At 34.2% G+C, this 14,739-nt stretch carries 14 protein-coding genes, 1 tRNA gene and 1 other annotated feature; of the genes, 10 read left to right on the plus strand and 5 right to left on the minus strand.

Annotation, left to right across the window (positions count from 1 at the left end; all coding sequences use genetic code 11):
* Entirely contained in the window at window positions 1–444 is a 444-nt protein-coding gene (locus ACWZFG_RS02605) for a hypothetical protein (protein ID WP_177504951.1), read from the plus strand.
* A 45-nt stretch (window positions 445–489) separates the two neighbouring features.
* On the opposite strand, the gene ACWZFG_RS02610 is transcribed toward ACWZFG_RS02605, so the two are convergent.
* The 3 genes from ACWZFG_RS02610 to nrdD all read right to left on the minus strand — a co-directional run bounded on the left by ACWZFG_RS02610 (window position 490) and on the right by nrdD (window position 1,770).
* Window positions 490–1,005 carry a hypothetical protein gene (locus ACWZFG_RS02610; RefSeq protein WP_147669916.1) on the minus strand — a complete coding sequence of 172 codons (516 nt, stop codon included), beginning with the start codon at window positions 1,003–1,005 and terminating at the stop codon, window positions 490–492.
* A gap of 258 nt (window positions 1,006–1,263) precedes the next feature.
* Window positions 1,264–1,351: transfer RNA gene (locus tag ACWZFG_RS02615), tRNA-Leu, on the minus strand.
* A gap of 140 nt (window positions 1,352–1,491) precedes the next feature.
* The gene (nrdD, locus tag ACWZFG_RS02620; protein ID WP_309320789.1) at window positions 1,492–1,770 is read right to left on the minus strand and encodes an anaerobic ribonucleoside-triphosphate reductase; all 279 of its coding nucleotides are present in this window, start codon (window positions 1,768–1,770) and stop codon (window positions 1,492–1,494) included.
* Between the two features lie 206 nt (window positions 1,771–1,976).
* Here nrdD and ACWZFG_RS02625 point away from each other — a divergent pair, with 206 nt between their 5' ends.
* From ACWZFG_RS02625 to ACWZFG_RS02660, 8 genes are all read left to right on the plus strand, one after another.
* Window positions 1,977–2,237, plus strand: a complete 261-nt coding sequence (locus ACWZFG_RS02625; protein ID WP_177504952.1) for a cyclase family protein — start codon at window positions 1,977–1,979, stop codon at window positions 2,235–2,237.
* A gap of 83 nt (window positions 2,238–2,320) precedes the next feature.
* On the plus strand, window positions 2,321–2,611 hold the full coding sequence (locus ACWZFG_RS02630; protein WP_418627207.1) for a cyclase family protein: 291 nt from the start codon (window positions 2,321–2,323) through the stop codon (window positions 2,609–2,611).
* A gap of 662 nt (window positions 2,612–3,273) precedes the next feature.
* Window positions 3,274–4,410, plus strand: a complete 1,137-nt coding sequence (locus ACWZFG_RS02635; protein ID WP_147669920.1) for a two-component system sensor histidine kinase NtrB — start codon at window positions 3,274–3,276, stop codon at window positions 4,408–4,410.
* An 81-nt stretch (window positions 4,411–4,491) separates the two neighbouring features.
* The gene (locus ACWZFG_RS02640) at window positions 4,492–5,472 is read left to right on the plus strand and encodes a L,D-transpeptidase (protein WP_147669921.1); all 981 of its coding nucleotides are present in this window, start codon (window positions 4,492–4,494) and stop codon (window positions 5,470–5,472) included.
* 135 nt (window positions 5,473–5,607) lie between these two features.
* Window positions 5,608–8,241, plus strand: a complete 2,634-nt coding sequence (polA, locus tag ACWZFG_RS02645) for a DNA polymerase I (protein ID WP_455577000.1) — start codon at window positions 5,608–5,610, stop codon at window positions 8,239–8,241.
* A gap of 15 nt (window positions 8,242–8,256) precedes the next feature.
* Window positions 8,257–9,081 carry a DNA-formamidopyrimidine glycosylase gene (gene mutM / locus ACWZFG_RS02650; RefSeq protein WP_177504954.1) on the plus strand — a complete coding sequence of 275 codons (825 nt, stop codon included), beginning with the start codon at window positions 8,257–8,259 and terminating at the stop codon, window positions 9,079–9,081.
* Window positions 9,082–9,092: 11 nt separating this feature from the next.
* Window positions 9,093–9,704 carry a dephospho-CoA kinase gene (gene coaE / locus ACWZFG_RS02655; protein WP_177504955.1) on the plus strand — a complete coding sequence of 204 codons (612 nt, stop codon included), beginning with the start codon at window positions 9,093–9,095 and terminating at the stop codon, window positions 9,702–9,704.
* Between the two features lie 7 nt (window positions 9,705–9,711).
* A complete protein-coding gene (locus ACWZFG_RS02660; protein ID WP_177504956.1) occupies window positions 9,712–10,338 on the plus strand; it encodes a lytic transglycosylase domain-containing protein in 627 nt (208 codons plus the stop codon).
* 45 nt (window positions 10,339–10,383) lie between these two features.
* Here the strand turns inward: ACWZFG_RS02660 and lgt are convergent, their stop codons facing one another.
* Both lgt and ACWZFG_RS02670 read right to left on the minus strand, forming a co-directional pair.
* On the minus strand, window positions 10,384–11,169 hold the full coding sequence (lgt, locus tag ACWZFG_RS02665; RefSeq protein WP_147669925.1) for a prolipoprotein diacylglyceryl transferase: 786 nt from the start codon (window positions 11,167–11,169) through the stop codon (window positions 10,384–10,386).
* A gap of 175 nt (window positions 11,170–11,344) precedes the next feature.
* The gene (locus ACWZFG_RS02670; protein ID WP_177504957.1) at window positions 11,345–11,737 is read right to left on the minus strand and encodes a hypothetical protein; all 393 of its coding nucleotides are present in this window, start codon (window positions 11,735–11,737) and stop codon (window positions 11,345–11,347) included.
* Between the two features lie 157 nt (window positions 11,738–11,894).
* Window positions 11,895–12,094 (plus strand) — a binding site (T-box leader).
* Window positions 12,095–12,206: 112 nt separating this feature from the next.
* Between ACWZFG_RS02670 and leuS the strand changes: the two genes are divergently transcribed.
* Window positions 12,207–14,687, plus strand: a complete 2,481-nt coding sequence (gene leuS, locus ACWZFG_RS02675) for a leucine--tRNA ligase (protein ID WP_177504958.1) — start codon at window positions 12,207–12,209, stop codon at window positions 14,685–14,687.
* The last annotated feature ends 52 nt before the right edge of the window (window positions 14,688–14,739 follow it).

Below are 14,739 nucleotides of genomic sequence, written 5' to 3' on the forward strand. Positions count from 1 at the left end.
ATGGATTTTGGAGATATTCTTGTCCTGTTAATTATTCTTTACGGGATTTTTGGCGGGCGAAAAAAGAAACAAAGAGATGTGAAACCTACTGAAGTAGATGAACCGAGGTTTGAAATTCCGACGATAAAAGGAAATCCAAATGCGGAGAAGGTAGAAAAATTAGAGGTGTCTATTGAAGAGCCTATGATTAAAACAGAAGAAGCGATCGCTAATACAGCCTCTAATAGATATCGAGAATACTTATTAGCGAAGACGAAGCCAATAGAAGCAAAGCAAGTGGCTATTGAAACGCCCACAAGTGATAAAGTAGTGCGTAAGACGGCAGATATTCATTCAGATGTATTGCTGAACGCTGTTGCCTACTCGCAGATATTACAACCACCTAAAGCATATCAGTATATGGCCACCAAGTCTTGTCGTGGTGAATGGCAAAATAATAAATAAAAAATACCCAGCCAAAAGAAATTTTTTGGCTGGGTATTTTAGAATCTAACTTTTTGATAAAAGTGAGCATTTACGCCATTCGGCTACAATATCTTTTGGTAAGTCAATTTCTATGGAAGCTTGATTTTTTATGGGAATAATAATGGAAATTTTCTTTGCAGTAATTAAGGCTTGTACAGTTTTTTCTGTTAAAGTTCGTATAAATATAGAGTCATAATATGTAGTGCCGTTATAATTAGCTTCTATATCGTGAAAAATAAAAATGTCTTGATGAGAAGCGCGTTGTTTATATTCTATATTATCAATAATTAATATCGGAGGATTTTCTTGTTCGAAAATATAAGGGCTATCTGTGTTATGTATAGCAAAACGTAATCCATAGACGGGATAGGAATTATTTTCTTTAGGGAAATATCGTGTATAATGCTTTAATGAAACAGAATAGTTCGTTTCTTCATTAGAATAAGAACTTTCAAATGTTGATAGTTCAGCATAAGCAAAAGGAGAATGTACAGAAAAGAATAGGGAAAAAATAATAAAAATTTTCGAAAAAAATTTCATGATAAACCACCACCTATATATAAATATATCTTAATTACAGTTTATCATAAAATAATACTTAGGCAATCTATAAGTATTATTTTTTATTTGCTTTTGATGATATAGATAAAAAACTGCTTAACGTGAGCTAAACAAGTAATAATAGTAAAGATGATTAAGAGAGCGATAGTTCTGCTAAATGTACATATGGAATAATGTCGCCATACTGTTAAAACATAATAAAAAAAGCCCTTGCAATCTGCAAAGACTTGAATTTACTGGTGCCGAAGGCCGGACTCGAACCGGCACGTAGGGTAACTACGCTTGATTTTGAGTCAAGTGCGTCTGCCAATTCCGCCACTTCGGCATTTGTTTAGCGTTCCTATCGGGAACATTTAATATGATATCATTTTAATCATATTAAGTCAATAAAAAAATAAAAATATTTATTGTAAATTTATCTTGTTGGGCTGCAATAAATATTTTTATTTTTCGTAAAAAGACTATTTATCCATGTTTTACTCGATCTTTTTCTTCAGCTGCTTTTGCATTATTCCAACGATCTACGCTGCCAACTAAATAACCTGTTATACGGCGAATTCGCTCGAAAGAAAGAGGCTTTAAACGATAGTTCAAATCTACATAGTCTCCGTCGACTTTAATATCTAGTTCCTCTATTAATCTATTTGGATTATTTTCGTGGATATAGTTTACATATGCTTGAATTTCTTTGTCTTCAAGATTTCCTATAACATTAATTTTGATATCTTTATAATTCATATAAATCCCCCTAAAGTTTTCTGTTTTTAGTTTATCACATTTTAATAATGATTGTCATTAGAAAATTGTTATTAATTTATTATTGAAAATTAAATAATAGGTTTAAAAGGAGGGTATACAATATCATCGAATTATATATTTTAAAAATGAAATAGATAAAAGGTGAATAGCTTCACTAAATAAAAAATGAAGGATTTTTATGATGAAAATAGTTGATTTATCTCATTCATTTAGAAGCGAATATGATAGTTTATCCAGAGGATGATGAACCTCGTTTTGAGACCGTAGCTATTGCTGACAAAGATGGGTATAATAGTACTAAAATAACAATGAATTATCATCTTGGCACACATATAGATGTTCCATATCATATGATGTCAGATGGATTGACAGTAGATAGGTTGCTGGTCGATTTATTTTGTGGGTGTGCAATAATTATAGATGTGAGTCATTTAGCTGGGAAAAAATTTTGATTGAGGATTTAAAACAATACGAATCAATGATAAAGCAGACGGATTTTTTCCTGTTAAAAACAGATTGGTGCAAGTAGTGGGGTATTGAAGCATACTATTATGGATATCCGATATTAAGCAAAGACGCTGCAGATTGGTTGATAAATTTTAATCTGAAAGGATTTGGCATAGATACAATTTCTGTTGATTCAGTAGATTCGACAGATTTTATGAATCATCGAAAATTTTTGAAGAATAATATTATCTTAATTGAAAATTTAAAGAACCTTAATGGTGTGAGACACAAATACTTTGAGTTTTATGTTTTGCCATTAAATATAAAAGGCGCAGATGGGTCGCCAGTTCGTGCAATTGCACGACTAACAGATGAATAATATTAGAATAATAAGCATTAGCTTCTTAGTTAATGCTTATGTTTATTTCAGTAAGCTTAGCGAATAAGTAGATTTGAAATGGAAGAGTAAAATTATAGATTAAAATAATAATGCCAAGTTATCTAAAACATTTTTAGATATTAAAGAACTTGCATCTACGTGTAAATTTCATGATTGTGGGCATCTTGATGAACCAGGTTGCGCTGTACAAGAGGCAATACGCGATGGAATTATTTCTTTCGATAGACTCTTAAATTATCAAAATTCTATATAAGGAAAACGATTGACCATTGTTAAATAGTTTTTGTATAGAAAAATCTTATTCAAAAAGAAAAATCGTCAAATCCATAAAAAGAGGAAAATGGAATAATTTTGAAGTATTAATGAATTATAATATAGAATATGTAAGAAACTCACAAAAATAAATGGATAGTATGGTAAAAAATGTATTATATTAAGGTGCCTTATCGACGCTGGTATCATTATTTTTAATAAAAAGTTCTTTGAGTTGTAGATTTACTTATATTTTGTCGATAATTACTGGTTCTTTTTTTTAGAATATGTCGGTTTTTTACGATATTTTTTTAAACGTTTTTAGCAGGAGATACATATATTTACAAGAATCTTTATAAGCACAAAAGATAAATGAAGAGGTGCGAATTATGTATAGTACGCTTGCGAATAAATCAATGTTAGTACAAGAAGATGATTATAAGGAATATTTTGACAATGCAACTACGGGAGTGGTTTATTTAGATGTAAATCATCGTATTAAAAATCTAAATAATGAAGCCAAACGAATTTGTCATTTAGATCATCATGATATAATAGGCAGAAAAGCAGAATTGGTTTTTGCTGATTTTGGTGATGAATTTTTAAATATTTTTTCTGTAGGAAAAGATGAAGAAATTAAATGTGGAACGATGAAGATAAAAATTAATGGGCAGCAGATTTATTTACAAGTAAATACATTACGAATTTTTGATAATACAGGTAGTGTTGTCGGACATATTATAATAATGCAAGATGTTTCCGCCGTAAGAGCGGCATTGAAGCAGATACACACAACTAAAATGTTAATGTCGCTTGGCGAAGTTGCTGCAGGTGTTGCACATCATGTTAGAACACCGCTCACAACAATTAGTGGGTATTTACAATTAATGCTTGGCAGATTAGAAAATGATAAATATACTGTAAAACGAGATATCTTAGAAGGTTTGTTAGGCGAGGTGTCGTATATAAATAATGTTGTCAAAGAATTAATCATGTTTGCTAAACCTTCAGTCGTAAAAAAGCCGGGTGTAGATATAAATCGTATTTTAAATGAGGCGTTACTATTAACATTTAATCATTTTGGAAATGAAGAGATTCAACTACAAAGACAAATTATAAAAGGCTTACCGACGATTACGGGTGATGCAAGTTTGTTGCAACAAGCATTGGTAAATATTTTACAAAATGCATTAGAAGCGATGGGAGATAAAGGTGTTTTAGCAGTTAAAACTTGGCGCGATTATGAAACGAATATGCTTGTGATTTCCATCGTTGATACGGGAGCGGGAGTTCCAACGGAAATATTACCGAAAGTTTTTGAACCCTTTTATACAACAAAGCTTGATCGCATGGGGCTCGGACTTCCGATTGCTTATCGAATTGTAGCAGAGCATGGCGGGTTTATTAATTTAACTCTGGCAACTGGAGATACAACAGGAACTAAAGTTCATATTTATTTACCAGTACTCGAGGATAATAGCCGGCGTTTGTCCGTTGTACATCAGCAAGTGTTAAATTTACAGTAGACAAGCTTTTAAGCATAGTGTGACAACCTCCTGAATATCATATATGGTGAATAAAGTTAAAATAGGGAAGGATGTTGTAGTGTGCTTAAGTCTTTTGGTTTGATTTTAGCAATGAGCTTTATGGTGATATCTATAATGATACTACCTGTAGCTGCTGCTGAAATTACAAATCCAAGTATTGTAGTTAATATTCCAAGTCGTACGTTAACGATTTTTGCAGATGGAAAGGCTATAAAAGTTTATAATGTAGGGATTGGAACTAAAGAAAATAAGACACCTATAGGTGATTTTAATGTAAAGGCAAAAGAAAAAAATCCTATCTGGATAAAGCCGTTTCAAGAAAATGTTAATAGTTTAAAGGATAATAAGGAAGAATTAGTCATTATAGAATCGGGTCCAGATAATCCTTTAGGATATCGTTGGATTGAATTTGACGGGGTATATGGTATTCATGGGACGAATAAACCAGAATCTATTGGCGGATATGTATCTAATGGTTGTGTACGGATGGTTGAAGCTGACGTTGAAGATTTATATGAAAAAGTACAAATAGGTACTCCAGTCAAAATTACATATCAACGATTGATTATTTGTGAGGGCTTAGATGGAAACGTTAGTTTAAAAATTTATCCTGATGAATACGGTTGCCAAACGATAACGATGGATGGGATTAATAAACAACTTACTAGATATGGTTTAAACGGTTTTGTAGATAATGATAAGCTATATGAAGCCTTAGCTTATTCAAATGGTGAGCCGATGGTACTCGGTAAGTCATTTTCGATTTTAGTTAATGGAAAAAAGATAGATAAACGTGGTGTTCTACAAAATGGTATTTACTATCTACCAGTCATTCCAATTGCAATTGAGCAAAAAACAAATGTAGAATGGAATCCAGATACACAAAATTTGACTAGCTATTATGGAAATGCAAGAGGATTTGTGCGAGATAATATTTTATATATAAATAAAGATGATGTACATACGCTTTATGGATTGTATGCAAATTGGGATGCTGGGCGCAATATGATGAGAATTGAAAGTTGTAATGAACAATTTTAATTGTATTGAAGAAAGGGTAAATTCAAAGTGAATTTACCCTTTTTATCATATTTTAAAGGACTTTTCAAGTGAATAGCAAATGTTATAATGGTTATAGCTAAAATAAATATATAAAGTAAGAGGTTAAATGATGGGGTGGAAAAAGTGAAAAAATTTGTTGTAATAGATGGAAGTAGTTTTCTTTATCGCGCGTTTTATGCATTGCCGTTGTTATCTACGGCAAGTGGACAATACACAAATGCTGTCTATGGATTTGCTAGTATGCTGGTGAAATTAATTGGAGAGTTACAACCGGATCGATTAGTTATTGCGTTTGATAAAGGGAAAAAGACTTTTCGTAATGAATTGTTTAATGAATATAAAGCTACGCGTAAGCAAACACCGAGTGAATTATCTTCGCAGATTCCTCTATTGCATGAGTTAATTGAGGTTTTTGGTATAGTCTTAGTTGAAAAAGCTGGTTTTGAGGCTGATGATATTATTGGTACAATGGCAACAAGAGCGGCAAATGAAGGGCATGAGGTTATTGTAGTTACTGGCGATAAAGACGCCTTGCAGCTTATTGGTGGAAATATAAAAGTGATGTTGACGAAAAAAGGCATTTCTGAAATGGAGATTTTTGATGAGATTGCATTTAAAGAAAAATATGGATTAGAACCATTACAATTAATTGATTTGAAAGGATTAATGGGAGATAGTTCTGATAATATTCCGGGGGTTCCAGGTGTCGGAGAAAAAACAGCGACAAAACTATTGATGGAATATAACTCTTTAGAAAATGTTTTGGAGCATATTGATGATATTTCTGGCAAAAAATTAAAAGAGCGTTTAACAGAAAATCGTGAATTAGCAATTCTGTCGAAAAAATTAGCGACCATCGTTCGGGATATGGATATCGAATTTGATTTAGAATCATATAAAATTCAGCCTGACACTAAAAAAATAAGAGATTTTTGCAATCAATATGAATTTCGGAGTGTTTTGTCGCGATTAGATACTTTATTTCCTGGAGAAACGGATGACTTTGGGTTTGGTACAGTGGTTAGTGAATTGCCGGAGCCAGTATATTTGAAAAATAAAGAGGAAGTAGAAAGATTAATTCGATTGGTTCGTGCAGAAAGAAAATTCGTTTTTGCACCAGTTTTAGATGGTCGCATTCCGGAAATGAGTTTAAAAGGGCTAGCAGTCGTTACAGAAAATGGTGATAGTGCTTATATTGATAGTAAAATTGAAGGGTGGATGGATATCCTTGCACTGTTGTCGGATGCGACGATTTGTAAAATTACGCATGATTTAAAACCTATGTATCATGCTTGTCATCCTTTAAATATAACAATTGCAGGTAGTTTATTTGATACAATGTTAGCTGCGTACTTATTAGAACCGACAAATAACAATTATGATTTAGCAAGACTAATGGAACGTTATTTGGGAGAATATAATCAACCAGAAGATTTTGAGAATGAATGTATTTATGCAACTTGGTCGGCGTTGTGTATTCATGATTTATCTACAGTTTTGCATAGTAAATTACAAGAGAATGATTTAGAAAGCTTGTACGACGAAATTGAAATTCCCTTGGTAGAAGTTTTAGCCGCCATGGAAGGGGCGGGAATAAGTGTACATGTAGATAATTTACAGGATATGGCATTAGAAATAGCGGAAAAAATAAAAGTTTTATTGAAAGAGATTTATGAATTAGCAGAGCAGGAGTTTAATGTAAATTCAACAAAACAGCTTGGTGAGATTCTTTTTGAAAAATTAGAATTGCCAATCATAAAGAAAACAAAACGCGGTTATTCTACGGATGTTGAAGTTTTAGAGTCTTTAGTGCATCATCATCCAATTATACGCAAACTTCTAGAATATCGTACATTAACAAAATTAAAATCAACGTATTTGGATGGACTAAGTGTATTAATTCATGAAAAAACAGGTAGAATTTATACTCAGTTTAATCAAATGGTAACTGCTACCGGTCGTTTGAGTAGCTCTGATCCGAATCTGCAAAACATTCCTGTAAGGACGGATGCAGGAAAGAGAGTTCGTGAACTTTTTGTGCCAGGCATCGGCTATGATTACTTATTATCTGCTGACTATTCACAAATTGAACTTAGAGTATTGGCGCATATGTCAGGTGATAAAAATTTTGTTGAAGCGTTTACACAAAATCAAGATATTCATACGCGTACTGCATCAGAAGTATTTGGTGTACCAATGGAAGAAGTGACAAGTGAATTGAGAAGTCGGGCAAAAGCCGTAAATTTTGGAATCGTATATGGGATTAGTGATTATGGTTTATCAAAGGATTTGGGAGTGACGAGGAAAGAAGCCGGTATTTATATCGAAAGTTATTTTACAAAGTGCCAAGGTGTAAAAGAATTTATTGATCAGATGGTGAAAGATGCCCATACACAAGGGTATGTCACAACTTTATTTGGACGAAAAAGGTATTTGCCGGAAATTAATAGTAGTAATTATAATCAACGCTCTTTTGCTGAACGTACAGCAATGAATACCCCAATACAAGGAACAGCCGCAGATATTATAAAAAAAGCGATGATTGATGCTTTTCATGAACTAAAGAAAAGAAATTTACGTAGTCGAATTTTGCTACAGGTACACGATGAGTTAGTCATTGAAACCGTAAAGGATGAAATGAAAATTGTATCTGAAATTTTGCGTAATTCTATGCAAGGTGTAGCAAAGCTTAACGTACCGCTTACCATTGATATTCATATGGGGGAAAATTGGGCGCAAGCAAAGTGATGGGAGGCGAGTAAAATGCCTGAAATGCCTGAAGTTGAAATTATTCGTAGAAACTTAGTAGATAGATTAAAAGATAAAATGATTACCAATGTGGAAGTTTTGTTGTCTAGGTTAGTAAAGTGGCCTACGGTTGAAAACTTTGAGTCGATGATAATCGGTAGAACAATCGCAGATTTTAAACGCAGAGGGAAGTATCTATTATTGGAATTAGATAATAGTGATATGCTTGTTATTCACTTGCGAATGACAGGAAGATTATGTTACGTAAGTGAAGGCGATGAACGTGATGCATATACAAGAATTGTATTTCACTTAAATAATGGTGATGTATTGACCTATGCTGATACGCGTACTTTAGGGACTTTGTATGCGATAAAGAAAGATGAATTATGGCGAATTTCCGGACTTGCGAATATGGGGCCGGAACCGTTATCTGCTGCATTTACGATTGCTTATTTGCAAGAAGCCTTAAAATCAAATCGTGGGAAAATAAAATCTTTTTTATTGAATCAGAAATATATTGGTGGCTTAGGAAATATATATGTGGATGAGTGTTTAATTCTTTCCAAAATCCATCCGGAAAGAGTAGGTAATTCATTGGCTGTGGATGAAATTAACCAGCTACATGCAGCGATTAATCAAGTAATTGATGCTGGAATAAATGATGGTGGAACGACATTTAGAGATTATCGAAATGGAAATGGTGAAAAAGGTAGTCATCAAGAGAATTTGTTTGTTTATGGAAGGAATGGACTGCCATGTAGATTTTGTGGAAGTATTATCGAAAAAATTGAAGTCGGCGGGCGGGGTACGCATTTTTGTCCGCAATGTCAAAAATGAGGATGTGTAAGATGTTTATACTGGGGTTAACAGGTGGCATTGCAAGTGGAAAAAGTACAGTAAGCCGTATACTAAAAGAGTTGGGCGCAGACATTATTGATGCTGATAAGATAGCGAGAAATATTGTAGAACCACAAAAAGATGCTTGGAAAGAAATTGTTGCACATTTTGGTGAAGAAATATTGACTAAAAATAAAAGTATTGATCGAATTCGGTTAGGTAATATTATCTTTAATGATGAGAATGAGAAAAAGATCCTGGAATCAATTACGCATAAGTATATTAAATCAGAAATTGAGCATTGTTTAAGTGTATTAGAAGAGAAGCGGACAGAAGTCATTGTGCTTGATATTCCTCTTTTATTTGAGGTTGGTTGGGATAAAATGGCGGATGAAGTATGGGTTGTTTATGCAGATGAAAAAAATCAATTGAATCGATTGATACAGAGAAATAACTGGTCTAAAGAAGAAGCAAAAGCGAGAATTAACAGTCAAATGTCGCTAAAAGAAAAAGTAAAAAGAGCAAGTTTCGTTATTGATAATAATAAGGATATAGATTATACTAAAAAACAAGTTTCAAATCGCTGGAGATATTTGAGGGATGGATTGAAAGGAAACGATTAGATTTTTCATGGATAATCATTTGGTGTTACGTTATCAAGAAAAAAGCGGAGTGATGCGTTTGTCATCTTATAAAAAAATAAAGTGGCAGGCATTTTTCGGGGTTTTAGTATGTTTTAGTTTTATTTGTTATGCTATTTTTCAAAGTGCATGGTTTCAAAAGAAAGTGTTTTATCCATATCCGTACCGTGAATTGGTTATTGATTATGCTGCCGAAAAAAAACTCGATCCTTTTTTAGTTGCAGGAGTCATTTTAAGTGAAAGTAAGTTTAATTTTCAAGCGCGCTCGCACAAGGGTGCGATGGGTTTAATGCAATTAATGCCGGAAACAGCAAAGTGGATAGCACAGCAAATGGAAGATGAAGATTTCACTTTGGCAGAGCTAGAGGACCCGGAAATTAATATTCGATTTGGTACTTGGTATTTATCATCACTGCATAAAGAGTTTGAAGGAAATGAAGTTTTAATGCTTGCCGCATATAATGCGGGGCGTGGCAATGTAAAAGAGTGGATGGAAAAATATCAATGGGATATGTCGTTTCAAGATGTGAAACAAATTCCGTTTAAAGAAACGCGTGAATATGTAACGAAAGTGTTAAAAAGCAAAAACAAATATAAAAGTTTGTATCAAGAATAAAAGGCTGAAGAATTTACAGCGTAAGCTGTGTTCTTCAGCCTTTTATTATGAATTCTTTTCTTTGGCTCGCTTTTCACGAATACCGCACCAAATGAACAAACAAAAACCAATACAAAACACGATTAAGCTTGTCCATTGCGCTGATTTTAGTCCGAGAATAAGATTGTTGTAATCTCCACGTAAATATTCTAAAAAGAAACGGGCTAATGAGTAGAGCATCGTATAAAGAATAAATACTTGACCTTTGGCATGTCTGATAGAACGGAAAATAAGAAGAAGTGCAAAAATGACGATGTCGATTTGTCCCTCCCAAATTTCTGCCGGCCATAAAGGTTGATTTCCATAAGTTTGGTAAGCAAGAGTCGTTGTTGGATAGATGATGCCAAAGGAGCTACCCGTTGGATGCCCGAAAGCATCTCCATTAAGTAAGTTTGCAATTCGTCCTAAAGCTTGTCCTAAAATAATTGCAGGGGCAATAATATCGGCGAGTGCCCAAGTGTCAATTTTGTAGTATCTTGTATACAGGATGCCTACAATTGAGCCGAGAACAACTCCACCTTGAATTGCCATTCCGCCCTGCCAAACATAGAAAAGTTCATTTAAATGGTGTTGATAATAGCCCCAATCAAAGAAGAAAACATCCCATAATCTAGCACCTAAGATTCCGCCTAACCCACAATAAATTCCCATATCAATGATATGATTATGCCAGCGTCCATCTTGTTTAGCGAGAAAGTAGGCAACGCCTGTTGCTAAAATGATGCTCATGCTTAATACTAGTCCGTATGAGCGAATCGGAAAATCTCCAATAAAAAAAAGATATTGATGCATAGTGCCTCCGTTTATTCAATGATTTAACGAATTTAAAAATTATGTTATCGTCAAATCTATAATGATTTATGAAGTATATTATAGAAGAATTTATAACAATAATCAATTTTAGTAAAATAAAAAGTAATCCAAGGATTTTATCCATTAGGATTACTTTAAAAATATGTATTAGGGTTTAAGCATTTTTGATCCACTCTTCTAATTTGTTAATTAGTTCTTCGCGAATGTTGATGACATCGCTGCCATGCCACTCTTGACTTGTATCGTTGTCAAACCAAGCATCTTTTAAACTAAATCCATCAGACGGTGAAAGTTTTTCACAGGCTGCAGTAAGAATGCCGTCAAGCATACTTTGTTTTAAGCTTTTTCGTAATAGTTTTGCACCTGTTCTTTCTATAGTATTTACTTCTAGTTCATCCCCTAAACGGGAAATTTCTACACTGCTAAGCAGTTTATTTTGATTGCCTGCATCTAAAATTGCTTGTCTCGCTGCATTTACGGCTTGTGTGCGAGAAATATTATCGTCTAAAACATTTACTCTAACATTACCAATAATCAATTTGTACATAAACGCACCTCCCAATATTAAAGTTTATGCAACTTGCTTTTGAATAGAACTGGCTATGTACACATATGGAGTAAAGTGCTTATTTATTGATGAAAGTTGACTTTCTGCAGGTGAAAAGCTATAATGAACAAATGTATAGTATTTTACTAAAATTTTTTATCATTCGATGAAATAGAGTAGTAAACTTTATTTGCAGCACAGAAAGTTGGCGGGTGATGTGAGCCAATATGTAAAAAAGTTGAACTCGCTATGGAGATTCGGCTAATGGCCGACGCTGATTCGCGTTACAAGCATAAATGAGAGGACATCTAAGAGAGGTGTCAATCAGGGTGGTACCGCGATATAATCGTCCCTGGCAATATGCCAAGGGATTTTTTTATTTATTCAGGGACGACTAAAATTCGAATGGAGTAAAAGCTCCGCTGAATCAAGTCTACTTTACTTTGTAAATATTCAAGGAGGCACAAACGTGAACGAAAAATATTCTCCGCAAGAGATTGAGCGCAAATGGCAAGAAAAATGGTTAGAAAACAGTGCATTCAAAACAGAACTTGATAGACAGAAACCAGAATATTATGTACTTGAAATGTTCCCTTACCCATCAGGAAATTTACATATGGGGCATGTTCGTAACTATTCTATCGGTGATGTTATTGCTAGATATAAAGCAATGCAAGGGTTTAATGTACTTCATCCGATGGGGTGGGATGCATTTGGAATGCCGGCGGAAAATGCGGCAATTAAACATGGTGTACAGCCTGCTGAATGGACATTTAAAAATATTGAAAATATGCGTAGGCAACAACGTGAAATTGGACTTTCTTACGATTGGGATCGTGAAGTAGCGACTTGTACGCCGGAATATTATCGTTGGACGCAGTGGTTATTCTTATTGTTTTATGAAAAAGGATTAGCATATAAAAAGAAAGCGGCTGTGAATTGGTGCAATCAATGTAATACGGTATTGGCAAATGAGCAAGTTATCGATGGACAATGCTGGCGTTGTGATTCAGAAGTTGTAAAAAAAGAGCTGGAACAATGGTTCTTTAAAATTACTGATTATGCTGATGTATTGCTTGAAGATTTAAAAGAGTTAAAAGGTTGGCCGGATCGAGTAAAAACGATGCAGGAAAATTGGATTGGTCGCAGTGAGGGTGCAGAATTTAGTTTTGATGTTCCGTCAATCCAAGAGAAAATACCCGTTTATACAACTTGTCAACATACGGTATTTGGCGTAAGCTATGTCGTCTTGGCTGCAGAGCATCCAATGGTTGAAAAGTTGATTTCAGGTAAAGAAAACGAAGCACAAATCAGGGCTTTTATGGAGAAGGTACGCAACCAAAGTGAACTTGATCGTACTGCTACTGATGTTGAAAAAGAAGGCATTTTTACAGGGGAATATGCAGTAAATCCGTTCACTGGTGAACGTGTACCAATCTGGATTGCAAATTACGTATTATATGAATATGGTACTGGTGCAGTTATGGGTGTACCTACGCATGATGAGCGCGATTGGGCATTTGCAAATAAATATAATTTGCAAAAGAAAATTGTAGTAGTTCCAGAAGGAAAAACTTTAGTATTAGATGAGATGACAAATGCTTATACCGAAGATGGGGTTTTAGTTGACTCTGGTGAATTTACTGGAATGACAGTAGAAAAAGCAAAAGTTGCCATTTTAGATTGGTTAGAAAAAAATAATATTGGGAAACGTCGCGTAAACTATCGTCTTCGAGATTGGTTAGTTTCCCGTCAACGTTATTGGGGCGCGCCGATTCCTGTAATTTATTGTTCAGACTGTGGTGTTGTTCCTGTACCAAAAGAAGATTTGCCAGTAATGCTTCCAGCTAATGTGAATTTTGAAGCTGGTGCAGTGTCTCCATTAGCACAAGTTGAAGAATTTGTACATTGTACTTGTCCAAAATGTGGTGGGAAAGCACGTCGTGAAACGGATACAATGGATACGTTTATTTGTTCTTCCTGGTATTATATGCGCTACACCGACCCGAAAAATGAGAAAATGCCATTTGATAGTGAAAAAGCAAACTACTGGATGCCGGTAGATCAATATATCGGTGGAATTGAACATGCGATTTTACATTTACTCTATTCACGCTTCTTTACCAAAGTGTTAAAAGATGCAGGGTTAGTAAACTTTAATGAACCTTTCAAAAACTTACTTACCCAGGGAATGGTAATTAAAGATGGTTCAAAAATGTCAAAATCTAAAGGAAACGTTGTTTCTCCGGAAGAAATTATCGGCACATATGGTGCGGATACTGCACGTGTATTTATGTTGTTTGCTGCTCCACCGGAACGCGATTTGGAATGGAGCGATCAAGGGGTAGAAGGAGCGCATCGTTTCTTAGGCAGAGTATGGCGTATTGTTGATCATTTTGCAGCATCTGTAGCGAAGGGCGAAGCTATATATGATGTAACTACGCTGACAAAAGTTGAAAAAGAGTTGCGCCGTGTTCTTCATACAACAATTAAAAAGGTAACTGAGGATGTTGGAAATCGATTTAACTTCAATACCGCAATTAGCTCAATCATGGAATTAGTCAATGCAATTTATACTGCAAAAGACAAAGGCGAAGCATTAAATGATAGTTTGATGCGTGAAGTTATTTCATCATTACTTCGTTTACTTGCGCCTTTTGCTCCACATATTACAGAAGAATTATGGAATGAAGTAATCAGTGAAGGCAGTGTTCATAAAGAAAAATGGCCTGAATATGATGCAGCAGCTACTGTTTTAGATGAGGTAGAAATAGTTCTGCAAATAAATGGCAAGGTTCGGGATAAAATTATTGTAGCTGCTGGTCTTGATGCAAAAGGTTTAGAAGAAAAAGCAATGCAACAGGATAAAGTACAAGCTGCTATTGATGGGAAAAAAGTTGTTAAAGTAATTTGTATACCAAATAAAATTGTGAATATTGTAGTAAAATAAAAATAAAAATAGCGAATTGCAAAATTATTGTAATTCGCTATTTTATTTTTAA

Source organism: Anaerosinus sp., assembly GCF_965318445.1.

Bases quoted from the DNA above. Each gene is read 5' to 3' on its own strand.
- ACWZFG_RS02610 (WP_147669916.1), bottom strand. From the start codon at position 1,005: ATGAAATTTTTTTCGAAAATTTTTATTATTTTTTCCCTATTCTTTTCT.
- coaE (WP_177504955.1), top strand. From the start codon at position 9,093: ATGTTTATACTGGGGTTAACAGGTGGCATTGCAAGTGGAAAAAGTACA.
- ACWZFG_RS02635 (WP_147669920.1), top strand. From the start codon at position 3,274: ATGTATAGTACGCTTGCGAATAAATCAATGTTAGTACAAGAAGATGAT.
- mutM (WP_177504954.1), top strand. From the start codon at position 8,257: ATGCCTGAAATGCCTGAAGTTGAAATTATTCGTAGAAACTTAGTAGAT.
- ACWZFG_RS02605 (WP_177504951.1), top strand. From the start codon at position 1: ATGGATTTTGGAGATATTCTTGTCCTGTTAATTATTCTTTACGGGATT.
- lgt (WP_147669925.1), bottom strand. From the start codon at position 11,169: ATGCATCAATATCTTTTTTTTATTGGAGATTTTCCGATTCGCTCATAC.
- ACWZFG_RS02670 (WP_177504957.1), bottom strand. From the start codon at position 11,737: ATGTACAAATTGATTATTGGTAATGTTAGAGTAAATGTTTTAGACGAT.
- ACWZFG_RS02660 (WP_177504956.1), top strand. From the start codon at position 9,712: ATGGATAATCATTTGGTGTTACGTTATCAAGAAAAAAGCGGAGTGATG.